24 protein-coding genes are annotated in these 21,132 nt (G+C 69.0%); 12 read left to right on the top strand and 12 right to left on the bottom strand.

Annotated features, from left to right (window positions below):
- Positions 1 to 58: 58 nt before the first annotated feature.
- Complete coding sequence (locus AB5J62_RS31165; RefSeq protein ID WP_370943550.1) at positions 59 to 490, bottom strand: hypothetical protein; 432 nt, start codon at positions 488 to 490, stop codon at positions 59 to 61.
- A gap of 205 nt (positions 491 to 695) precedes the next feature.
- Between AB5J62_RS31165 and AB5J62_RS31160 the strand changes: the two genes are divergently transcribed.
- Positions 696 to 2,474 carry an FG-GAP repeat domain-containing protein gene (locus tag AB5J62_RS31160; RefSeq protein ID WP_370943549.1) on the top strand — a complete coding sequence of 593 codons (1,779 nt, stop codon included), beginning with the start codon at positions 696 to 698 and terminating at the stop codon, positions 2,472 to 2,474.
- Positions 2,475 to 2,538: 64 nt separating this feature from the next.
- Here AB5J62_RS31160 and AB5J62_RS31155 read toward each other — a convergent pair whose 3' ends face one another.
- On the bottom strand, positions 2,539 to 3,783 hold the full coding sequence (locus tag AB5J62_RS31155; protein WP_370943548.1) for a Bcr/CflA family multidrug efflux MFS transporter: 1,245 nt from the start codon (positions 3,781 to 3,783) through the stop codon (positions 2,539 to 2,541).
- Between the two features lie 210 nt (positions 3,784 to 3,993).
- On the opposite strand from AB5J62_RS31155, the gene AB5J62_RS31150 reads away from it, so the two are divergent.
- The 6 genes from AB5J62_RS31150 to AB5J62_RS31125 are packed head-to-tail and all read left to right on the top strand — an operon-like array spanning position 3,994 to position 10,518.
- Positions 3,994 to 4,851 (top strand): fumarylacetoacetate hydrolase family protein, encoded by an 858-nt coding sequence (locus AB5J62_RS31150; RefSeq protein ID WP_370943547.1) that lies wholly within the window; start codon positions 3,994 to 3,996, stop codon positions 4,849 to 4,851.
- Position 4,852: 1 nt separating this feature from the next.
- Positions 4,853 to 6,148, top strand: coding sequence for an enolase C-terminal domain-like protein (locus AB5J62_RS31145; protein WP_370943546.1), 1,296 nt, complete (start codon positions 4,853 to 4,855; stop codon positions 6,146 to 6,148).
- 6 nt (positions 6,149 to 6,154) lie between these two features.
- A complete protein-coding gene (locus AB5J62_RS31140; protein ID WP_370943545.1) occupies positions 6,155 to 6,907 on the top strand; it encodes an SDR family NAD(P)-dependent oxidoreductase in 753 nt (250 codons plus the stop codon).
- A 44-nt stretch (positions 6,908 to 6,951) separates the two neighbouring features.
- Positions 6,952 to 7,980 carry a sugar ABC transporter substrate-binding protein gene (locus tag AB5J62_RS31135; protein WP_370950389.1) on the top strand — a complete coding sequence of 343 codons (1,029 nt, stop codon included), beginning with the start codon at positions 6,952 to 6,954 and terminating at the stop codon, positions 7,978 to 7,980.
- Complete coding sequence (locus AB5J62_RS31130; RefSeq protein ID WP_370943544.1) at positions 7,977 to 9,512, top strand: sugar ABC transporter ATP-binding protein; 1,536 nt, start codon at positions 7,977 to 7,979, stop codon at positions 9,510 to 9,512. The genes AB5J62_RS31135 and AB5J62_RS31130 overlap by 4 nt, the downstream gene beginning before the upstream one ends.
- A 52-nt stretch (positions 9,513 to 9,564) precedes the next feature.
- Positions 9,565 to 10,518: an ABC transporter permease gene (locus AB5J62_RS31125; protein WP_370950388.1), complete on the top strand. Its 954-nt coding sequence runs from the start codon at positions 9,565 to 9,567 to the stop codon at positions 10,516 to 10,518.
- A gap of 18 nt (positions 10,519 to 10,536) precedes the next feature.
- Here AB5J62_RS31125 and AB5J62_RS31120 read toward each other — a convergent pair whose 3' ends face one another.
- Positions 10,537 to 11,238, bottom strand: a complete 702-nt coding sequence (locus tag AB5J62_RS31120; RefSeq protein WP_370943543.1) for a FadR/GntR family transcriptional regulator — start codon at positions 11,236 to 11,238, stop codon at positions 10,537 to 10,539.
- Between the two features lie 81 nt (positions 11,239 to 11,319).
- Between AB5J62_RS31120 and AB5J62_RS31115 the strand changes: the two genes are divergently transcribed.
- The 3 genes from AB5J62_RS31115 to AB5J62_RS31105 are packed head-to-tail and all read left to right on the top strand — an operon-like array spanning position 11,320 to position 13,438.
- On the top strand, positions 11,320 to 11,634 hold the full coding sequence (locus AB5J62_RS31115; protein WP_370943541.1) for an L-rhamnose mutarotase: 315 nt from the start codon (positions 11,320 to 11,322) through the stop codon (positions 11,632 to 11,634).
- Positions 11,631 to 12,608 carry an aldo/keto reductase gene (locus AB5J62_RS31110; protein ID WP_370943540.1) on the top strand — a complete coding sequence of 326 codons (978 nt, stop codon included), beginning with the start codon at positions 11,631 to 11,633 and terminating at the stop codon, positions 12,606 to 12,608. The genes AB5J62_RS31115 and AB5J62_RS31110 overlap by 4 nt, the downstream gene beginning before the upstream one ends.
- Complete coding sequence (locus tag AB5J62_RS31105; protein WP_370943539.1) at positions 12,605 to 13,438, top strand: amidohydrolase; 834 nt, start codon at positions 12,605 to 12,607, stop codon at positions 13,436 to 13,438. The genes AB5J62_RS31110 and AB5J62_RS31105 overlap by 4 nt, the downstream gene beginning before the upstream one ends.
- A 32-nt stretch (positions 13,439 to 13,470) precedes the next feature.
- Here the strand turns inward: AB5J62_RS31105 and AB5J62_RS31100 are convergent, their stop codons facing one another.
- The 6 genes from AB5J62_RS31100 to AB5J62_RS31075 all read right to left on the bottom strand — a co-directional run bounded on the left by AB5J62_RS31100 (position 13,471) and on the right by AB5J62_RS31075 (position 17,271).
- Complete coding sequence (locus AB5J62_RS31100; RefSeq protein ID WP_370943538.1) at positions 13,471 to 13,950, bottom strand: ANTAR domain-containing protein; 480 nt, start codon at positions 13,948 to 13,950, stop codon at positions 13,471 to 13,473.
- A 184-nt stretch (positions 13,951 to 14,134) separates the two neighbouring features.
- Positions 14,135 to 14,803, bottom strand: a complete 669-nt coding sequence (gene shbA, locus AB5J62_RS31095; RefSeq protein WP_370943537.1) for an RNA polymerase sigma factor ShbA — start codon at positions 14,801 to 14,803, stop codon at positions 14,135 to 14,137.
- 203 nt (positions 14,804 to 15,006) lie between these two features.
- The gene (locus AB5J62_RS31090) at positions 15,007 to 16,212 is read right to left on the bottom strand and encodes an amidohydrolase family protein (RefSeq protein WP_370943536.1); all 1,206 of its coding nucleotides are present in this window, start codon (positions 16,210 to 16,212) and stop codon (positions 15,007 to 15,009) included.
- Positions 16,212 to 16,496 carry a hypothetical protein gene (locus AB5J62_RS31085; protein WP_370943535.1) on the bottom strand — a complete coding sequence of 95 codons (285 nt, stop codon included), beginning with the start codon at positions 16,494 to 16,496 and terminating at the stop codon, positions 16,212 to 16,214. Before AB5J62_RS31085 ends, AB5J62_RS31090 begins: the two co-directional genes overlap by 1 nt.
- Positions 16,493 to 16,825, bottom strand: a complete 333-nt coding sequence (locus tag AB5J62_RS31080) for a YidH family protein (RefSeq protein ID WP_370943533.1) — start codon at positions 16,823 to 16,825, stop codon at positions 16,493 to 16,495. Before AB5J62_RS31080 ends, AB5J62_RS31085 begins: the two co-directional genes overlap by 4 nt.
- Positions 16,826 to 16,842: 17 nt before the next feature.
- Entirely contained in the window at positions 16,843 to 17,271 is a 429-nt protein-coding gene (locus AB5J62_RS31075; protein WP_370943532.1) for a GtrA family protein, read from the bottom strand.
- Positions 17,272 to 17,419: 148 nt separating this feature from the next.
- Between AB5J62_RS31075 and AB5J62_RS31070 the strand changes: the two genes are divergently transcribed.
- Complete coding sequence (locus tag AB5J62_RS31070; RefSeq protein WP_370943531.1) at positions 17,420 to 17,791, top strand: hypothetical protein; 372 nt, start codon at positions 17,420 to 17,422, stop codon at positions 17,789 to 17,791.
- On the opposite strand, the gene AB5J62_RS31065 is transcribed toward AB5J62_RS31070, so the two are convergent.
- Positions 17,783 to 18,523 carry an ANTAR domain-containing protein gene (locus AB5J62_RS31065; protein WP_370943530.1) on the bottom strand — a complete coding sequence of 247 codons (741 nt, stop codon included), beginning with the start codon at positions 18,521 to 18,523 and terminating at the stop codon, positions 17,783 to 17,785. The two genes, AB5J62_RS31070 and AB5J62_RS31065, sit on opposite strands and share 9 nt — an antisense overlap.
- A gap of 97 nt (positions 18,524 to 18,620) precedes the next feature.
- Here AB5J62_RS31065 and AB5J62_RS31060 point away from each other — a divergent pair, with 97 nt between their 5' ends.
- Positions 18,621 to 18,923, top strand: coding sequence for an iron-sulfur cluster biosynthesis protein (locus tag AB5J62_RS31060; RefSeq protein WP_370943529.1), 303 nt, complete (start codon positions 18,621 to 18,623; stop codon positions 18,921 to 18,923).
- 70 nt (positions 18,924 to 18,993) lie between these two features.
- Here the strand turns inward: AB5J62_RS31060 and AB5J62_RS31055 are convergent, their stop codons facing one another.
- Positions 18,994 to 20,100 carry a glycerate kinase gene (locus tag AB5J62_RS31055; protein ID WP_370943528.1) on the bottom strand — a complete coding sequence of 369 codons (1,107 nt, stop codon included), beginning with the start codon at positions 20,098 to 20,100 and terminating at the stop codon, positions 18,994 to 18,996.
- A complete protein-coding gene (locus AB5J62_RS31050) occupies positions 20,097 to 21,053 on the bottom strand; it encodes a 2-hydroxyacid dehydrogenase (protein WP_370943527.1) in 957 nt (318 codons plus the stop codon). The genes AB5J62_RS31055 and AB5J62_RS31050 overlap by 4 nt, the downstream gene beginning before the upstream one ends.
- Positions 21,054 to 21,132: the final 79 nt, after the last annotated feature.

Genomic DNA, 21,132 nt, shown 5'->3' with positions numbered 1-21,132 from the left:
CAACGGAGCAGGGCTCCCCTCGCACCCTCGGCCCGACCGGCACGGTGAAGCCGGCGGGTTACCGCGAATTCAATCTTGAGGCCACCGTGAAATTACCCCCGCCCACGGCTCCGAAGTGGGCTCCCCGCAGGCTCGCCGCCGGCCCTGACTTCGGCCACAGCTGGGAATCGCAGTCGTACAGGTTGATATCCGGGCTGAGCCGCGCATACCACCAGTAGTCACCGCTGGCCAGGGTGATATCTCTTTTGTCCAGGCAGACGACGACTCCCTTTTCGTTGCGCACGGACACGTAGTACGTGTAGTTTCCGGCGGCCAGATATATGTCTCGGCTGACGACAGCGGCGGGGCTGCCAGCGGGTGCGGGATCCGCCAGGTAGACGGTTCGCTCTATCGTCGCGTTGCCGGCAAGGGCAGGTGTGGCGATCGACCCCAGCAGGCACAGGGTGGCCGCGATGGTCAGGAACAGTCGACGTGGAGAAAGCGATGTCATTTCGCTCTTTCTTTTGATTTTCGATTTTTGTATTACGCGGGCAATCTACCGATATGGCTCGGGAGGGGTCCCTGATGATCTTCTGCCCTGTCATTCAATCTTGTGAATGAACTCGGTCGCCCGCCCGAGGCAACCTTCCCCGTGCCCGCGGCGTGACAGGGGTGAAGCCGGACGCGAGGTCCGGCTCATCAGGGGAGGTACTTCCATGGGGTGGAGTTCGTCGCGCGTGCGCCAAGCCGTACTCGCGGGCGGGGTGCTGGCGCTGGTCACCGGACTGGCGAGTCCCGCGGTCGCGGCTCAGGCCAACCGGCCGCCGGACGTGCCGAAGGTGACCTTCGCCGGTCCGATCCCGGTGCCCTGTGGCACGGTGGAGGCGCCGGTCCCGCTGAACAAGCGGGAGTTCGTCGCTTCGGTGAGTGACCCGGACGGTGATCACTCCTCGGCCATCCTGGAGGTCTTCAGAGGTGACGGCACCCTCGCCTTCTCCCGGGAGTCGGCGGCGCTGCCGTCCGGCACCCGGTTCTCCATGGGCGACGTGCCCGACGGGGTGTTCGTCCACGACCAGACCTACCACTTCCGGGCCCGCGGCAGCGACGGCCAGGACTTCAGCCCGTACAGCCAGGACTGCTACTTCACCGTCGACAAGGTGTTTCCCGGAGAACCGCGGATCTCCTCCACCGACTACCCGGACGGCGAGCCTGCCATCCCGGCCCGTACCACCGGAACCGTGACCCTGCGGCCGGCCGAGGGGGACACCGACGTCGTCGAGTACTACTTCGGCTTCCGCAACTGGGCCGTAAGCCCCAAGATCAAGGCCGGCCCCGACGGCACCGCGGTGCTGCCGCTGACGCTGCTGCCCGATCCGTCGACCGGCGACGCGAGCGGATCGCTCTACGTCGGCGCGATCGACAAGGCGGGCAACCACAGCGGGCTGCGCCAGGGCTGGGATCTCGCCGCGCTGAAGAATCCCGCACCGCCCGCACACGAACCGGGCGACCTGACCGGTGACGGCCGCGCCGACGTGACCGCGTTGCTGAACTACGGCGCCGGGCGCACCGTGACCTGGAACGTCGTCGCCCGCGATGGCGGATTCCATGCCGCCACCCGGGTTTTCGACACCGCGGGCAACGGCGGCGGCGACAACGACTACAAGCAGGCCCGTGGCGACTTCGACGGTGACGGCCGTACGGATCTTGCGATGCTCAGGCAGCTGAGCGACGGCAAGCTCGCGCTGTGGGAGCTCGTCAGCGACGGCGCGAACTACGCCGCGAGGACGGTCTGGGACAGCGGTAGCGAGGCGCTCCCGCTCAGCTCCGTCCGGGCGCTGTCCGGTGATTTCAACGCCGACGGCAAAGCCGACATCGCGCTGCAGCTGAGCACCCCGGCCGGCTGGCGGGTGCTGGTGTTCCCCGGCGGCTCGCTGGGCCACCCCGTCGAGTGGCTCCAGTCAGGCACCGGCGGGGCCGACTTCGCCCACGCCCGCCTGGTTGCCGGCGACTTCGACGGCGACGGCAAGTCCGATCTGGCCGAGCTGCGTGACCAAGGTGGTTGTCAGAGCAGCGTGCGGACCTACCGCTCCGGTGGCACCGCCTTCGAAGCCGGTGTCGTGCGCTGGGGAAGCGCGGCCGGTGCCTTCTGCGCCGACCGCGGCACGCCGGTCACCGGAGATGTCGACGGCGATGGCAAGGCCGAGATCGTGACCGCCTACGACCACGGCGGCGGCGACGTCGAGCTGTTCGTGTCCGGTGAGACCACCGGTTTCGTGCCGGCGTCGTGGTGGCGGGAGGCCGGGCGGTTCGACCCGGCGAAGTCGGCGTTCAGCACCGGCGACTTCGACCTCGACGGCAAGACCGACGTGGCCGTCGTCCAGGTCACCGACCAGACCAGGCTGTGGACGCTGCGCTCGACCGGCGCCGCCTTCGCCGCCCCGGTGCTGGGCGCCGCCGAGGTCACCGGTGGCACCCCGGTCCAGCCCGGCCGCTGACCCTGCTCGTGAAACCCCGAAAGCCACTTTCGTCAGATGCGATCTGACGAAAGTGGCTTTCGGGCTATCGGACCTGGCGAGAGTGGCTTTCGGGCTGGTCTCGGGTGAGGGTGAGGAAGGCCAGCAGGGCCAGGACGGTGAAGCTCGCGATCACGATGACCATGGGGAGCGCGGTGCCCGAGCCGCCGAGGCCGACCAGCGGCGTGGCGAGCCCGCCGACCAGGAACTGGAGCACGCCCATCAGCGCCGAGGCGGCGCCCGCGTTGCCCGCCTGCTCGGCCAGGCCGAGTGAGCTGGCGTTCGGGGCGACCATGCCGATGCTGGCCACGGTCACGAACAGGCCGGCCAGCAGGCCGATGAGGCCCCAGTCGAACACGACGGCCGAGAGCACGAGTGCCCCGCCGAGCACCGAGAAGAACAGGCCGACGCGCAGCAGGGAGCGCTCGGGGAAGCGGCCGACGATGGCGCCGTTGAGCTGGCCGACCGCCACGATGCCGATGCCGTTGATGCCGAACGCGAGCGCGTAGGCCTGCGGGCTCAGGCCGTAGATGTCCTGCAGCACGAACGACGAGCCGGAGATGTAGGCGAACAGGCCCGCGAACATCAGGCCGGACGCGAGCGTGTAGCCCATGAACGTGCGGTCGCGCAGCAGGCGGAAGTAGGTGCGCAGGATCGCGCGCGGCCGTGCCGGGACCCGCTTCTCGACCGGCAGCGGCTCAGGCATGGCGAGTGCGACGACGGTCAGGAGCATCGCGCCGAACACGACCAGCACGATGAAGACGCCGCGCCACGAGGTCACCCGGAGCACCTGGCCGCCGATGATCGGCGCCAGGATCGGGGCGAGCCCGTTGACCAGCATCAGCATCGAGAAGAACTTGGTCATCGCGATGCCGGAGAACAGGTCGCGCACGGTCGCCCGCGCGATCACGATGCCCGCCGCCGCGCCGATGGCCTGGACCACGCGGGCGGCGATGAGCAGCTCGGCCGTCGGGGCGAACGCGCAGAGTATGGAACCGATCACGTAGAGCGCCAGTCCGGCGACCAGTGGCCTGCGGCGGCCGAGCGCGTCGGACAGCGGTCCGATGACCACCTGGCCGATGGCGAGGCCGATGATGAACGCGGAGAGGGTGAGCTGCAGTGTCGACGGGGTGCTCGCGAAGTCGGCCGTCATCGACGGGAACGCGGGCAGGTACATGTCGATCGACAGTGGCCCGAACGCGGACAGGCCGCCGAGGATCAGCGCGTATCGCAGCCTGCTGTGTGTTCTGACCTGCACTGTTGCCGCAGGCTCCACCATGGTTGTGCTCATCGGACTCCCACCCAGTAGTTCTCCTAAAGTGCGAAACTTGCTTAGCGTGGGTAAATATTCCCATACGGCCGGAAGCTTCCTGGCGGGCGGACAACGAGCGTCGACTGATCCGATCAATTTTCGGCATTAATCCGATCGACCCCTAGAATCGGACCCCTTCGATGCGATATACATCGGATGTCTGGCTAGTCGATGTGGAAGGGAACGTCCGTGCAGCTGTTGCGTCTCGGTGAACCGGGAAGTGAGCGCCCCTTCGTGCGTGCCGAGGACGGCACGATCCACGACCTGTCCTCGCTGACCGCCGACATAGACGGTGCCTTCCTGGCCGCCGACGGGATCGCCCGTGCCGCCGCCGCGCTCGAAAGCGGTGCGCTCCCGGCCGTCGACAACGCCGCGGACCTGCGGGTGGGCTCGCCGATCGCACAGCCGGGCAAGGTCGTCTGCATCGGCCTCAACTACCGGCGCCACGCCGAGGAGACCAACGCGGAGATCCCGAAGGAGCCAGTCGTCTTCATGAAGGCCGCCGACGTCGTCGTCGGGCCGAACGACCAGGTGCTCGTCCCGCGCAAGTCCACCAGCACCGACTGGGAGGTGGAGCTCGGCGTCGTCATCGGCAAGACCGCCAGGTACATCGAGAGCGTCGAGGACGCGCTCGACCACGTCGCCGGCTACGTCGTCTCCAACGACGTCTCCGAACGCGAGTTCCAGCTGTTCCGCGGTGGCCAGTGGGACAAGGGCAAGTCGTGCGAGAACTTCAACCCGCTCGGCCCGTGGCTGACGCCGGCGAGCCAGGTGGCCGACCCGCAGGCGCTCGGGCTGCGGCTGTGGGTCAACGGTCACAAGTGGCAGGACTCGTCCACCAAGGACATGGTGTTCACGGTGGCGGAGATCGTGCACTACCTGAGCCAGTTCATGGTGCTGCGCCCCGGCGACCTGATCAACACGGGCACACCGGAAGGCGTCGCGCTCGGCCAGCCGGACCCCAAGCCGTATCTGCGTGAAGGTGACGTCATCGAACTGGAAATCGACGGCCTCGGCCGCCAGAAGCAGTCCGTCGGGCAGGCCTGACATGGCGCACATCACCGGCATGGAGGTCATGGACGTCCGGTTCCCGACTTCGCGGGAGCTCGACGGTTCCGACGCCATGAACCAGGACCCCGACTACTCGGCGGCCTATGTCGTGCTCAAGGCCGACACCGGTCCCGATGGCTACGGGCTCGCGTTCACCATCGGCCGCGGCAACGACGTGCAGGCCGCCGCGATCAGCGCGCTCGAGTCGCATGTGGTCGGCAAGCGGGTGCCCCGCACCGCGGCCGAGCTCGCGAAGCTGTCGTCCGACCTCATCGGCGACTCGCAGTTCCGCTGGCTGGGACCGGAAAAGGGCGTCGCGCACATGGCGATCGGCGCGGTCGTCAACGCCGCGTGGGACCTCGCCGCGCGGCACGCCGACCGTCCACTGTGGAGATTCCTGGCGGAGATGACCCCGGAGGAGATCGCCGGGCTCGTCGACTACCGCTACCTCTCCGACGCGCTGACCGAGCAGGAAGCGATCGACATCCTCAAGGCCGCCGAGCCGGGCCGTGCCGAGCGCACGGAACGCCTGCTGCGCCACGGATATCGCGCCTACACCACGTCTCCCGGCTGGCTCGGGTACTCCGACTCGAAGCTCGTCCGGCTCTCCGAGCAGGCGGTCGCCGACGGCTTCGAGATGATCAAGCTCAAGGTCGGCGGCGACGTCGAGGACGACGTCCGCCGGATGAAGCTGGCCCGCGAGACGGTCGGACCGGGCATCCGGATCGCCGTCGACGCCAACCAGCGCTGGGACGTCACCACGGCCATCGGCTGGATGAACCAGCTCGCCCCGTACGACCCGTACTGGATCGAGGAGCCGACCTCGCCCGACGACGTGCTCGGGCACGCGGCGATCGCCAAGGCGCTCCAGCCGATCAAGGTCGCCACCGGTGAACACGTGCAGAACCGCGTGGTGTTCAAGCAGATGCTGCAGGCAGGTTCGCTCTCGGTGCTGCAGCTCGACGCCGCGCGCGTCGGCGGCGTGAACGAGAACGTCGCGATCCTGTTGCTGGCGGCCAAGTTCGGGGTCCCGGTGTGCCCGCACGCCGGCGGGGTCGGGCTCTGCGAGATGGTGCGCCACCTCTCGATGTTCGACTATGTTTCGGTCTCGGGCAGCGACGTCGACCGCTCGATCGAGTGGGTCGATCACCTGCACGAGCACTTCACCGACCCGGCCATCGTCCGCGACGGCCGTTACGTGGCACCGACCGCACCCGGGTTCTCCAGCCGTATGCACGACGCGACGCTGCGGCGTTTCCAGTTCCCGAACGGTCCTGAATGGACGGAGAGTTAACAGCTGATGTCTGATTTCGAAGGCCTGGTGGCCGCCGTCACCGGAGGCGCTTCGGGGATCGGCTTGGCGACGGCCGAGCTGCTCGCCGCGCGCGGCGCCACCGTGGCGGTGCTCGACCTCAAGCCTGACGAAGTGCCGGACGGCCTGACCGGTTTCCGTTGTGACGTCAGCTCCGCCGCTGAGGTCACGTCGGCGATCGACGCGGTGGTGGACCGGTTCGGCCGCCTGGACATCGTCGTGAACAACGCCGGGATCGGCGCGCAGGGCGACGTCACCGCCAACGACGACGACGAGTGGCACCGCGTGCTCGACGTCAACGTTGTCGGCATGGTCCGCGTCTCCCGTGCCGCCTTGCCTCACCTGAGGAAGTCGCCGTCGGCGGCGATCGTCAACACCTGCTCGATCGCCGCCTGGTCCGGCCTGCCCGCACGTGCGCTCTATTCGGCGAGCAAGGGCGCGGTGCACGCGCTCACCCTCGCGATGGCGGCCGACCACGTGCCGGACGGCGTCCGGGTCAACTGCGTCATGCCGGGCACCGCGGACACCCCGTGGGTCGGCAGGCTGCTCGACAAGGCCGACGACCCCGTGGCCGAGCGCGCCGCGCTCGAAGCCCGCCAGCCGATGGGCCGCCTCGTCTCCGCCGTCGAGGTCGCCAACTCGATCGTCTACCTGGCGAGCCCGCTGTCGGCTTCCACGACCGGCACCGCGCTGGCCGTCGACGGTGGCATGTACGGCCTGCGCTTACGGCCGAAAAACTAAGGCTTTTCCCCAACCGGCTCAAGGAGGATCCGGTGCGCGCATCTCTGCTGAAAGTGGCCGCCGCCACGGCGATAGCCAGTCTCGCACTCACGGCTTGTGGCTCCACGAAGGACAAACCGGCCGGTGGTGGCGGGCAGGCGCAGGGCGGCAAGGTCGGCGCGACCGTCCCGCTGCTGACCTCCCCGTTCTGGCAGGCCTACAACAACTACGTGCCGAAGATGGCGCAGGCCGCCGGGATCGACGCGCTGCCGACGGTCAACGCCGACAGCGACTCCGCCAAGCAGATCACCGACATCGGCAACCTGCTCAACCAGGGCGTCAAGGGCCTGGTCGTGACCCCGCTGGACTCCGCGGCCATCGTCGCCGGGCTCAAGCAGGCCGAGAACAAGAGCGTCCCGGTGGTCGCCGTCGACGTCGCGCCCGAGAGCGGCAAGGTCGCCATGGTCGTGCGCGCCGACAACAAGGCGTACGGCGTGAAGGCCTGTGACGCCATCGGCGCCAAGGTCGCCTCCGGCAAGGTCGTGCAGATCATGGGCGACCTCTCCTCGGTCAACGGCCGCGAAAGGTCGGAGGCCTTCCGCGACTGCATGAAGACCAAGTACGCCGGCGTGCAGGTGCTGGAGATCGCGGCCGAGTGGAAGGCCGACAAGGCCGCGTCCGGGCTGGAAGGCCTGCTCACCGCGAACCCCGACATCAAAGCCGTGTACATGCAGGCCGGCGGCGTCTACCTCGCGCCGACGCTGCAGACCTTGAAGCGCAAGAACCTCTTCTTCCCGGTCGGCGACCCCAAGCACATCGTGCTGGTGAGCAACGACGGCATCCCGCAGGAGCTCAAGGCGATCCGTGACGGCGAGCTCGACGCCACCGTCTCGCAGCCCGCCGACGACTACGCCAAGTACGGGATGTACTGGATCAAGAAGGCCATGGCGGGCGAGAAGTTCCAGCCAGGCCCGACCGACCACGGCAGCACCGTCGTCGAGACCCACCCGGGGATCCTCGAAGACCAGCTGGCCGCGCCGGTCGTCACCAAGGACAACGTCGACGACAAGGCTTTGTGGGGCAACAACTTATGACGGCCGCAGCCACTGGGGACCTTCCGGGGTCCGCCGCCCCGGTGGTCAGCGCTCATGGTGTCGGCAAGCGCTACGGCCCGACCGTGGCCTTGTCCGACGTCAGCCTGACAGTCCGGCCCGGCGAGTCGCACGCGCTCGTCGGCCGGAACGGCGCCGGTAAGTCCACACTGGTCTCGATCCTCACCGGACTGTCCAAATCGGACACCGGGTCGGTCGGGTTCGGCGGGGAACCGGCGCCGCCGCTGGCCGATCGTGACGGCTGGCGGCAGAAGGTCGCGTGCGTCTACCAGCACTCGACCGTCATCCCGCAGCTCACGGTCGCGGAGAACCTGTTCCTCAACAGGCAATCCGGCAAGAAGTTCATGATCAGCTGGAGCCGCCTGCGTCGCCAGGCGCGTGAGCTGCTCGACTCGTGGGGCGTCGCGGTCGACGTCGACACCTTGGCAGGCGAACTGTCCGTCGAGGACCGCCAGTTCGTCGAGATCGCGCGCGCTTTGTCTTATGGCGCAAGGTTCATCGTGCTCGACGAGCCGACCGCCCAGCTCGACAGCCAGGCCATCGAGCGGCTTTTCGAGCGGATGCGCGAGCTGCAGGCGAGCGGGGTCACCTTCCTGTTCATCTCCCATCACCTGCACGAGGTCTACGAGGTCTGCGAGGCCGTCACGGTCCTGCGTGACGCCAGGCACGTGCTGACCGCGCCCGTCGCGGACCTCGGCCGTGCCGACCTCGTCGCCGCGATGACGGGGGACCAGGGCGGCCTTTCGGTGCGCGACGCGGCCGAGCGTGACCCGCTCGACGCCGACGCGACCGAAGCGCTCACCGTGGACAATCTGTCCGGGGATTCCTTCTCCGGCATCAGTTTCCGGCTTCGCAAGGGTGAGGTGCTCGGGCTCGCGGGCAGCAACGCCAGCGGCAAGCACCAGCTCGCCGAAACGCTCTACGGCCTGCGCAAGCCCACCGAAGGCACCATCAAAGTCGGCGGCGAGCCGCTCAAGCCGGGCAGTGTCCCGGCCGCGCTCAAGGCCGGGATCGGCTGTGTGCCAAGGGATCGCCATCACCAGGGGCTGGTGCTCGGCATGTCCATCGCGGACAACGCCACGATGAGCGTGCTCGACCGGCTCGGCCCGGCAGGCATCGCGTCACCGGCCGCCCGCGGCGGCAACGCCCGCGCGGCCATCGCCGACTACGGCGTGGTGGCCGCGAGCGCCGACCAGCCGGTGTCCGACCTTTCCGGCGGCAACCAGCAGAAAGTGGTGCTCGCGCGCGCACTCGCGAGCGACCCGCGCGTGGTGGTGCTGATCAACCCCACCGCCGGTGTCGATGTGAAGTCCAAGGAGGCGCTGCTCGCGGTCGTCGACCGGGTGCGCGCCGAAGGCAAGGCGGTGCTGATCGTCAGCGACGAGCTCGACGATCTGCGCCTCGGCGACCGGGTGCTCGTGCTGCGCGCGGGCGCCGTGGTGGCCGAACACCAGGCCGGCTGGTCCGACGGTGACCTGGTGGCGGAAATCGAAGGAGTCGAGATCGGTGACTGAAGTACTCGCGAAAGGCCAGGCCGCGGCTCCCGCCGCACCGGCCAAGAAGCGCATCGGGTGGCTACGCGAACTGGCGCTGCTGCCCGCGCTCGTGGTCGTCGTCATCTTCGGCGCACTGGTGAACGACAGCTTCCTCGGGGTCGACAACCTGATCAGCATCCTCGGCGCGTCCGCCGCGCTGGCGCTGGTCGTGCTCGGCGAGTCGCTGGTGCTGATCTCCGGGAAATTCGATCTCTCGCTGGAATCCACGGTCGGCATCGCACCGGCGCTGGGCGCGATGCTGGTGATCCCCGCGGTGTCGGCCGGTTTCGGCACGGAGCTGCCGACGTTCGCGGGCATCCTGATCGTGCTGCTCATCGGCGCGCTCGTCGGTGTGGTCAACGGGTTCCTGATCGTCAAGCTCCAGCTGAACGCCTTCATCGTGACGCTGGCGATGCTGACCATCCTGCGCGGCCTGCTGATCGGCTCCACCAACGGCAAGACGCTGTTCGACCTGCCCGACGCGTTCACCGACCTGGCCACGACGACGTTCGCCGGGCTGCCGATGTCGGTGTGGCTCGCGGGTGTCGCGTACGCCGTCGCCGGGTTCGTCCTGCGCTACCACCGGGTCGGCCGCGCGCTCTACGCCATCGGCGGGAACCGGGAGGCCGCACGGGCGGCGGGCATCCGGGTGGACCGGATCTCCTGGCTGGTGTTCGTGGTCGCCGGTGTGCTGGCCGCGCTGGGCGGGCTCGTGCTCACCGGCTACGTCGGCGCGCTCAACGCCAACCAGGGCGACGGGATGATCTTCACCGTCTTCGCCGCCGCGGTCATCGGCGGGATCTCGCTCGACGGCGGCAAAGGCAGCATGTTCGGCGCGCTGACCGGCGTGTTGCTCCTCGGCGTCGTCAACAACCTGCTGAACCTGGCGCAGGTGCCGGTCTTCTGGATCACCGCGATCTACGGCGGCATCATCCTGGTGGCGCTGATCATCTCCCGCTTCGCGGGCGGAAAACCTCAGACGTAAAGGAGTTCACCCGTGCCGTCAAGGCTGGACGGGCTCCTCGTCGGCGGAGCCCAAGGCGTTGCGCAGCCACTGCTCGACGCCCGCGACGTGCACCGTCGCCCACGAGCGGGCCAGTTCCGGCTCGCGGGCGGCGATCGCCTCGTAGATCGCCGTGTGCTGCTCGCGGGTCCTGGCGACGGCGCCCTCCTGGGTGAGCCCTCGCCAGATCCGCGCCCGCGCGGTGGGGCCGGAAAGACTGTCCAGAAGGGAGCACAGCACCGGGTTGCCGGAACCGTCGGCGATCTTGCGGTGGAACTGCAGATCGTTGGCGACCAGCGCCTCCACGGTCGGCGCGTCGGCGAGCTCGTCGAGCAGTTCGCCTAGCTCCGCGATGTCCTCTTCGCTCATGTGCAGCGCGGCCATCGCGGTCGCGGCGGGCTCCAGGATCCGGCGCACCGCCAGGAAGTCGAGCACGGTGTCGTCGCGGTGGAAGTCGACGACGAAGGTCATCGCGTCCAGCAACAGGTTCGGCTCCAGGCTGGTGACGTACGTGCCGTCACCCTGGCGCACGTCGAGCACCCGGATGAGGCACAGTGCCTTGACCGCCTCACGCAAGGAACTGCGGGACAGACCCAGCCGCTGCGCGAGCTCGGCCTCTTTCGGGAGCCGGTCGCCTGGAGCCAGCTCGCCCGAGATGATCATGTCTTTGATCTTGTCGATCGCGACGTCGGTGACCGGCATGTCCGACCCGCCTCCCCGAAAGTCCTCGGATGTTTTACGTGTTGTTGTCCAGACTGCCATGTCTTGCCTGAAGGAGGCGCGATGCCCCAGCGTGTCGCATTGCACACCCGGCTGAAACCGGGGAAGGAAGCGGAGTACGAAAGCGTCCACGCGGTCATCCCGCCGGAGCTGGACACCGCGTTGCGCGAGGCGGGAGTGCGTTCGTGGCGTATTTGGCGCGATGGCCGCGACCTCTTTCACGTGGTGGAGGTCGACGACTACGCGGCGATGCGGAACGCCTTGCGTGACCACGCCGCGAACATTCCGTGGCAGGCTCGCATGGCCGAGCTGCTGGAGGTCGAGGACGACTACTCCGGCACCGACTCGGGCATCTCGCTGGTTTGGGAGCTACCTTGAATTTTGGTCTGAACGTGACCCGGCTGGGCCTCGGCTGTGCCCAGCTCGGCAACCTGTACCACGCGATCTCCGACGACACGGCCCGCGCGACCGTGTCGACGGCGTGGGACGCGGGAATCCGTTACTTCGACACCGCGCCGCATTACGGGCTGGGACTTTCCGAGCGGCGGCTCGGCGCCGGGCTGTCGGCGTACCCCCGCGACGAATTCGTGGTGTCGACGAAGGTCGGCCGCGTGCTGGAGCCGGACCCGGACGGCGTCTCGCGGCGGGACACCCAGGGTTTCGACGTGCCTGCGAGCTTCCGGCGGCGCTGGGACTTCAGCCGTGACGGCGTGCTGCGCTCCCTTGAGGACAGTCTGACCCGCATGGGGCTGGACCGCGTCGACATCGCCTACATCCACGACCCGGACGACCACTTCGCCGAAGCGATGGACGGCGCGATCCCCGCGCTGGCGGAACTGCGGGACCAGGGTGTGGTGCGCGCGATCGGCGTCGGCATGAACCAGGCGGAGATGCTCGCCGAGTTCATCCGCCGCGCCGATCTCGACGCGATCATGGTGGCGGGCCGGTATTCGCTGCTCGACCAGCCCGCGCTGGACGAGCTGCTGCCGCTGTGCGTGGAACGCGAAGTGGCCGTGATGGCCGCGGGCGTGTTCAACGGCGGAATCCTGGCGACGCACACGCCCGGCGCGAAGTACAACTACGCCGACGCCCCGCCGGAGCTGGTGGCCCGCGCTTCGCAGATCGCGGCCATCTGCGAAAAGCACGGCGTGGAACTGCCCGACGCCGCCATCGCGCTGCCGTCGGTGCACCCGACCGTCGCGTCGGTCGTGGTCGGCGCCCACTCGCCCGATCAGGTGACAGTCAACGTTTCGCGTGCACGGAAGCCGGTGCCGGCGGCATTGTGGTCCGAGCTCATCGGGGCGGGTCTGCTGCGCGCGGACACCGTGGTGGAGGCGGGAGTACGGTCGTGATCGACGCACACCACCATCTGTGGGATCCGTCCCGGCGTGACTACCCGTGGATGGCGCCGTCTTCGCTCGACCCGATCCGGCGTCCCTACACAGTGGACGATCTCCGCGCGGTGACGCGCCGCGCCGGCGTCCGCTCGACGGTGCTGGTGCAGACCGTGTCCTCGGTCGAGGAGACCGTCGAATTCCTGGAGACCGCGGCGGACGAGCCGATCATCGCGGGCGTCGTCGGCTGGGTCGATCTGACCGACCCGAAGGTGGACGCCCAGCTCGACCGGCTCGCCGCGCTCGGCCCGCTGGTGGGCATCCGGCATCAGGTCGAGAACGAGCCTGACCCCGGCTGGCTCGCCAGGCCCGACGTGATCAGCGGGCTCGCCGCCATCGGCCGCGCGGGCCTCGCGTACGACCTGCTGGTCCAGACCCCGCAGCTGGCGGCGGCCCGCACGGCCGTGGATGCGTTGCCGGACATGACCTTCGTGCTCGACCACGCGGCGAAACCACCGATCGCGAGCGGCGAATGGCAGCCGTGGGCCGACGAGTTCGCCAAACTCGCCGAGCGGCCGAACGTGTACTGCAAGCTCTCCGGCCTGGTCACCGAAGCCGACTGGAACCAGTGGCGCGTCGGGCATCTGCGCCGCCACGCCGAGCACGTCTTCGAGTCGTTCGGCGCGCAGCGGGTGATGTTCGGCTCGGACTGGCCGGTCTGCGAACTCGCCGCCTCCTATGAAGTCGTGGTCGACGCCGCGCTCTCGCTCACGGGTCCGCTGTCGGACCTCGAACGCGCCGAGGTCTTCGAGCACACGGCGCGCCGCGCCTACGCACTGGAGTCGTGAGTGGTACGGCCGGTTCTAACCGGCCGTACCACTCACGAGTCTTTCGAGCCGTTACCCAACCCGGCCAGTACCTCGTATGGGGGAAGCCAGCCGCGGTCGACGAGTAGCTCGTACAGCGACGCGAGCGCGGGCACGGACTCGGTCTCGAGCAGCGCGCGGGCCCGGTCGAGCAGGTCGCCGTCGGGTGTCCACACCGGGTCGTCGTCCTCGAGCTGGGGTGACGACGCGACGGCCTGGCGTAGCAGCGGCTCCAGCTTCTCCGGCGGGACCGTCGAGGCGAGCCGGACGAGCATCTGCGCGATCCGGTGCAACTTGATGTTGTGCTGCTGGGACAGCCGCACCAGTGTCCGGAACGCCTGGTCCGGACCACACCGCTGCGCGACGATGAGCACACCCATGGCCTGTTCGATGGTCGCGCGCGTGCGCAGTGCGCGACGAAGACCGTCCAGCTCGTCGCGCAGCTCCCGGATCCGCTGGTCGACCTCGAAGTCGTCGGACTCCCTTAACGACACCTTGCTCCCTGGCTCGTCGATCCCGTCGTGGGCGCGCGAGCGAGGCAACGGCGGCCGGTGACCACAGCTGGCAGCGTCTCGCTTCACGCGAACGCCGGTCCGAAGACCGGCGCGCTGCGGCTGGGTGTTCAACCGCTAGAGGGACAACCTTATAAAGATCGGGGGTCAAGCCGGTGAGAGGGGCCTAGAAATCCTCGTCGGCGGTGACCATGGCGCGGAGCCTGGTCAGCGCGCGGTGCTGGGTGACGCGGACGTTGCCTGCGGAAATGCCCAGCGCTTCGGCGGTTTCGGTGGCCGAGAGGCCGACCGCGATGCGCAGCGCGAGAATCTCCTGCTGCACGCGGGGCAGGGTGCCGAGCAGCTTGCCGAGGCGGGCGCCGAGGTCGAGGTGCAGCGCGTGGCTCTCCGGCCCGTTCTCGATCAGCGGGCGTTCGGGCAGCTCGGGCACCGGGTCGCAGCGGTCGCGGGAGACGGCGCGGTAGGCGTCGGCGACCTTGTTGGCCGCGATGGCGTGCACGAGATAGAGGAAGGAGCCGCCGCGGTCCTGGTAGTCCGGCAGCGCCTTGAGCACCGCGAGGCAGACCTCCTGCGCGACGTCGTCCGCCGAAAGGTAGGACAGGTCGCGGCCGCCGAGGCGGGCGCGGCAGTAGCGGACGACGACCGGGCCGATCAGCCGCAGCAGCGACTGGATGGCGGCCGGGTTCCCCTCGCCGGCGTCCTTGACCAGTGGGTCGAGGTCTTCCTTGGTGAGCCTGCCACCGGGCCGCGGTAGCGTTTCAGGCGTCACATAACCCGGAACAGGCGCCGCTGTGAACGCGGGCGCCTGTTCTGTCGTGCGAAAAGTGGCTCGCATGGTCGTCTCCCCGGCGACCCTGCGACGAGTCGCCGTCCGGGGTCCACGCTTAGTAACTTCTCAACGGCAAGTACTCCAAAAGATCACGTCTTACTTGCCGTCGTAGCGACTGAGCGTAACTGTAGGCCGAGCAGCACCAACAGTCCAGATTTCAACTAGAGATACCCCGATAGCAGCAACCTGCTTTATGCAAACGAGATCAGTCAGTGCACAGTGCGATTCGAGTCTCGCAGGATGTGCTGCCGACCACCCGCCACCACGAGTCGCACTTGACGCAGCGCAGTCAATTCGGTAGTGGGATCGCCGTCGACGACGAGCAGATCGGCGTCGAATCCGGGCGCGACGCGACCGGTCGTGTCACCCAGGCCGAGCGCCGTGGCCGAGCCGGTGGTCGCCAGTTCGATGATCCGTTCGCGGCTGAAGCCCACGTGTTCGTACAGCTCCAAGCTGCCGGTCAGATCGTGGAAAACCGAGCCGGGCAGCCCGGCGTCGGTGCCGATCAGCAGCGGGACGCCCAGCTCGTCGAGCCAGCGGAGCCTGCCGAAGAGCCGTTCCGCGCGCTCGGGGCCCAGTACTTCTGCCAGGCGTCGCCAGTTGCCGCTCATCGCCGAGCAGGCCGCGATGCCGCGCGCGGCCATCTCTTCGGCGATCTCCGGGCGGGGATCGTAAGACCCGCCCTGGCCGAGCCAGGTGCAGTGCTCGATGGTCGACACGCCGGCCATCACGGCCGCGGTGATCGCCTCGGTGCCGTGCGCGTGCGCCGCCACCGGCAGCCCGGCCTTGGCGGCCTCGGCGACGATGACCCGCAACTGCCGCGCGTCGAACTGCGACTCCCACATGTCGGCCCCGCCGGGCGTCAGCTGCCCGCCCGACGCCATCACCTTGATCAGGTCGACGCCGAGCGCCGCGTTCTCGCGCACGCGCGCGCGAATCTGATCGTCGCCGTCGACCTCGCCGCCGAGGAACCAGCAATGCCCGCCCGGTGGCGTCAGCGGCGCGCCCGCGGTGAGCACCCGCGGTCCCGCCAGCTCGCCGCGGGCGATCCGGTCTCGCAGCTGGACCGCCAGCCCGCCGCGGTCGCCGAGATCGCGGGCGGTGGTGACACCGCAGTCCAGCAATCGCCGTGCCCGCTCGGCCATTCCCGCCGCGAGCGTCTCGTCGTCGGTGGCCGCCAGCGTGGCGACCGGGTCCGTGCCGGAGTCGAACGCGAGATGCACGTGGGCGTTGACGAGTCCGGGTAGGACAGTCGAATCGGGATAGTGGACGGTCGGCACACCGTCGGGCGCGGTCAGCTCGGCTTCGGGGCCGACGGCGGCGATCTTGCCGTCGGTCACCAGCACCGCGCCCTGCGCCACCCGCTCACCGGCCGGGCCGGTGAGCACCTGCTTCGCGACGATCAGTAAGTCCATTACCAGTCCCACCCCGAAATGAGTGTCGTGACGGCCGTGGCCGCGACGGCGAACGATGCGGTGGCGGCCAGTACGGCGCCTGCCGCGGCAGGCTGCGCGGCGCGCAGCTGGCGCTCGCGGTGACGGCCGGCCAGCGCCAGCAGCACCGCGGTCGAACCGGCGAGCACGGCGGGGAAGACCGCGGCGCCGTGGAGCAGAAGCAGTGCGCACGCGACGGCGCCGATGGCCGTGCGCCGCCAGGCGAGCCCGGTGCGCTGCGCTTGAGCGCCGTCGGTGGTCGTCATCCGGCCAGCACCAGAATCGCGGCGAGCACGGTGATCACGACCATTCCGCAGGTCAATACCAGCGTCATCAGGCTGCGCGGCAAGGGCTCGCCCCGGCGCATCGCGCGCTGGACACGGCGCCAGCGTGGATAACCCGCCACCGCGACCATGGCCGCGAGCGCGACACAGAGCGTGGCGAGCGTCTTCTTCGCCGTGTCGTCTCCGGGAACCAGCTGGTGGGCGGCGACACCGCCGGCGAGCAGGCCGAGCGCGGTGCGCATCCAGGCGAGAAAGGTCCGCTCGTTGGCCAGGGTGAAGCGGTAGTCCGGTTCGGTGTCGCTTCCTGGCACGCCCCGGACCTTAGCGCCTACGCGCGCGTGAACACCCACCAGCGCAGCACAGCGAACCGGACTATGCCGCCGACCAGGCTCGCGGCGAGCAATACGGCAGTTTCCAACAAGGCCGAGGGTTGCGCGACGAGCACATCGAGTGAAGCCAAAACGAGTGAGCCGTAGCCCGCGTAGAAACAAAAGGTGAGAAAGTCCTGAAAATGCCGTTTTGTCGCTTTGCTCTGCCGGCCGTCAAAGGTGACGCGCCGGTGGAACTCGGTGTTTCCGACCGTGGTGATGGCGATCGCGATCAGGTTCGCGGCCTGCGAGCCGACTTCGGCGCGTAACAGCAGGAAGATGACCGCCTGTGCGGCCGTCGCGACCACGCCTGCGAGGACGTACCAGGCGGCGTGCCGCCCCAGGTCCTCCCGGGAGGAAGCCGGTGGCTCCCGCACAGCCATGGTCATACCTCGAACGATACTCGGATTCACAAACTCGTGAAGTAAGGAAAGTGTGATCTGGGCGACTGGTTTGACCAGGGGGTTTCACCGGGTACGCAGTCGGTGACACAGACGGAAGGAGCCCGCCTTGAGTGGTCCGGAAGAACCTAACACCTTGAACACCGCCGAAGCGCTCGACGAGGACGAACTGCGCGTCGATCCGCTGGAGGCCGGGGTGGAGCCCGCCGAGCACTACAGCGCGGCCGACCGGTTCGGCACCACCGCGGCGGAGGTGCGCGAGGGCGAGACACTGGACCAGCGGCTCAGTGAAGAGGAGCCGGACGTCAGCGGCGACGAGGTGCCGGAAAGGCCGCTGGCGATCACGCCCGCCGATCAGCTCGACGCCTCGATCGACGAGATCCCGCCCGACGTCGAGCAGGTGGCGCCCGACGAACCCGGTTACCGGCGGCACTCCGACCCGGAGCCGGAGGAGCAGGCCGACATCGCGGGCGGCTCGGTGGCCGAGTCACTCCGCGAATCACCGTGAGCGCAGCGCGCGCCACAGGTGGGCGGCGGCCCGGCGTGCGGCGTCGGCGGGTGGCGTGAGCTGCTCCTCGGCGCCGCTCTCGGCGGGCGCGTGCCCGACCAGTTCGACCGTGGCGACCGCGAGTTCACGCAGTTTGACGTTGTAGTGCTGGCTCGTCGACACGAGCGTCCGGAACGCGCTGGCGGCCCCGCAGCCGCGTATCGCCATGATCATGCCCTTGGCCTGCTCGATCACGCGCCGGTATTCGATCATGTCGACCAGCTGATCGGCCTTGACGATCTCGCCCGCGCAGAAATCGATCATCGCCGCCGAAACGGCGAGCACCGGCTCGGTCTCCTCGATCGCCTGGATGTCGTCCGGCGTCGGATCACGGCCGAGATACACGGTCAGCACGATCGGGCCGTCGTCGTCCCAGCCGCCCGCGACGGCCAGCGCGACCACTTTTTCCCGTACCGCCAACGCTTTCGCGAGCTTCGGCCAGCGTTCGTCGTGACGCAGGTCCGCGGAATGGACCGCCACATGGCTTTCCGCGGCCAGCCTGGTCGGCCCTTCGCCGAGTTTCGCTTGCAGCGCCTCGAATTCCGAAGCGTCCCCGGTGGCGCGCACCACCCTCGGCGGGGTTTCGGCGGTGCTGAGCGCGGTGCCCACCGCACGCACCCTGGCCGCGAGATGCTCGAGGAGCCTGTCCAGAAGTTCAGGTCCGAGCGTGAATCTCGCGGAATGCTCCGGCATGACCTCCAGCATAGTCCGCCCACTCACGCGGCGAGCCGATCCAGCTGCCCCTACGGTGGACGGCAAGGCGCGAAACCGACCGAAGGGAAGGCCGAAGATGCTCGCGATGACCGAAGCCGCCGCCGAGGCGATCAGCGCGCTCACCGCGCAACTGGACGAAGAGACCGCGGGAGTCCGGTTCGCCATGCAGCAACAAGGTGACGAACCCGCGCTGGCGCTGTCCGTGGCGCCCGAACCCCAGAGCGGCGACCAGATACTCGGCACCGAAGCGGGAGCCAAGGTGTTCCTCGAACAAGCAGCGGCCGAGATACTCGACGACAAGGTCCTCGACGTCCAGCGCGACGACGAAGGCCAGCTCAATTTCGCCGTACTCCAGCAACCCGACCAACCACTGGCCTGACTTGATTAGCCCGAAAGCCACTTTCGTCAGATGCGATCTGCCGAAAGTGGCTTTCGGGCTATCACCAGGTCTAGGAGGCCCAGGCCCGCACCAGGTCGGCGGCCTGGGCGCGCAGCAGCGCGGGCGTGTTGGCGAGCGCGTAGTCGAGTGAAGGGGCGTGGTCGATCAGCGCGCGGCTGCCCACGACACCGAGCGAGGTGAGCTGGGCGTCGTCCAGCGCGATGCGGCCCGCGATGGCGAGCAGCGGGATTCCCTTGGCACGGCGGGCGATTCCGGCCGGTGCCTTGCCCGCGAGGCTTTGCGGGTCGAGTGAGCCCTCGCCGGTGATGACCAGGTCCGCACCGTCCAAAGCGGACTCGACGCCGGTCAGCCCGACGATCAGGTCGAAGCCCGACTCCACCGAGGCGCCGAGCGCGAGTGCCGCGGCGGCGATCCCGCCGCCCGCGCCGGAGCCGGGTATGTCGGCGACGTCCGCGCCGATCACGTGCAACGCGCGCGCCCACGCGGTCAGCGCTTCTTCCAGCTCCGCGACCTCGTCCGGCGAAGCGCCCTTCTGCGGGCCGAATACGGCGGCCGCGCCGGACGGGCCCAGCAGCGGGTTGGTGACGTCCGTCGCCACGCCGATGCCGATGCCCGACAGCCGGGTGAGCACCGGCTTCAGGTCCACTTCGGACACTTCGCGCAGCGGTCCGCCGCCGAGGCCGATCGGCGCGTCCGAGCCGTCGAGCACCTGGGCGCCCAATGCCTGCAGCATGCCGGCGCCGCCGTCGGTCGACGCGGTCCCGCCGACGGTCAGCACCAGCCGCCCGACACCACGCGAGAGCGCGTGCGCGATCAGCTCGCCGACGCCGTAAGTGTTGGCCTGCAAGGAAACCGAAGGCGACGGTGTGACGAACTCGATCCCGCAGGCGCGCGCGGACTCGACGTAGGCGCAGCCGTCGAGCACGGCGTACGTGGCGTCGACCGGCGAGCCGAGCGGCCCGCTCACCCGCACCGACACGATTTCCGCGCCCGCCGCGGCGAGCACGTCGAGGGTGCCCTCGCCGCCGTCGGCGACCGGGCAGCGCACCACGGTGGCGTCGGGGAGCGCGTCGAGCACGCCCAGCGCGATGGCGTCGGCCGCCTCGACCGCGGTCACGCTGCCTTTGAACTTGTCGGGAGCGACGACGACCTTCACGGGCGCACCTCGGTGATCGGGCCGTTCCCCGCCAGCACGGAGACGACGTTGCGCGCGGCCAGCAGTGCCATCTCGGTCCTGGTCTCGACGGTGGCCGAACCCAGGTGCGGCATCACCACCACGTTGTCCAGTCCCAGCAGGCGGGGCTCCACCTCGGGCTCCTTCTCGAACACGTCGAGCGCCGCGCCCGCGATCTCGCCTGCCAGCAGCGCGTCGGCCAAGGCGGGCTCGTCGACGACCGGGCCGCGCGTGGTGTTCACCAGGTACGCGCTGGGCTTCATGGCGCGCAGGACGTCGGCGTCGATCAGGTGCCGGGTCGCGGGCGTCAGCGGGCAGTGCAGTGAAACGAAGTCCGATGTCGCGATCAGCTCGTCGAACGGCAAGTACTCGGCGCCCAAGGCTTCTTCGATCTCGGGTGCGACGCGGGACCGTCCTGAGTAGACGATCCGCAGCCCGAACGCGAGCGCGCGCTTGGCGAAGGCCTGGCCGATCTGGCCGAGCCCGACGATGCCGAGCGTCTTGCCCTGCAAGCCCGCGCCGAGCATGAAACCGAGGTGGAACGACCACGGCTGCTTCGCGCGCAGCAGGCGTTCGCCCTCGCCGAGCCGCCGCGTCACCGCCAGCAGCAGCCCGAACGCGAGGTCGGCCGTCGCGTCCGTGAGCACGCCCGGCGTGTTCGTGACGACCACGCCGCGCTCGGCGAATCCCGGCACGTCGAGATTGTCGTAGCCGACGGCCACGTTCGAGACGACCCGCAGTTCTTCGCCGACCTTGGCCGGGTCGATCCGGTCGAACGCCATGCTCACCACGGCGGACGCGCCCCGCACGAGTTCGTGCAGTTCGTCAGGCGTCAGCGGCCGGTCTTCCGGTGAGACGACCACCTCGCCCGCTTCGGCCAGTACCTGCATCGCTTCGTCTGGAATCCGCCTCGTGACGGCGATCTTGGGTCGCACGCCGACAGCCTAGGGCGTGTCTCCTGAATCCGGTCGAACGCGGTGCCCCGGTGCTCGACCCGGACGAGGTAATCGGCGT

The sequence above is a fragment of the Amycolatopsis sp. cg5 genome (assembly GCF_041346955.1).
Lineage (GTDB): Bacteria > Actinomycetota > Actinomycetes > Mycobacteriales > Pseudonocardiaceae > Amycolatopsis.
Note: the sequence above shows the minus strand (reverse complement) of the source record. Positions and strands in the feature narration are given on the sequence as shown.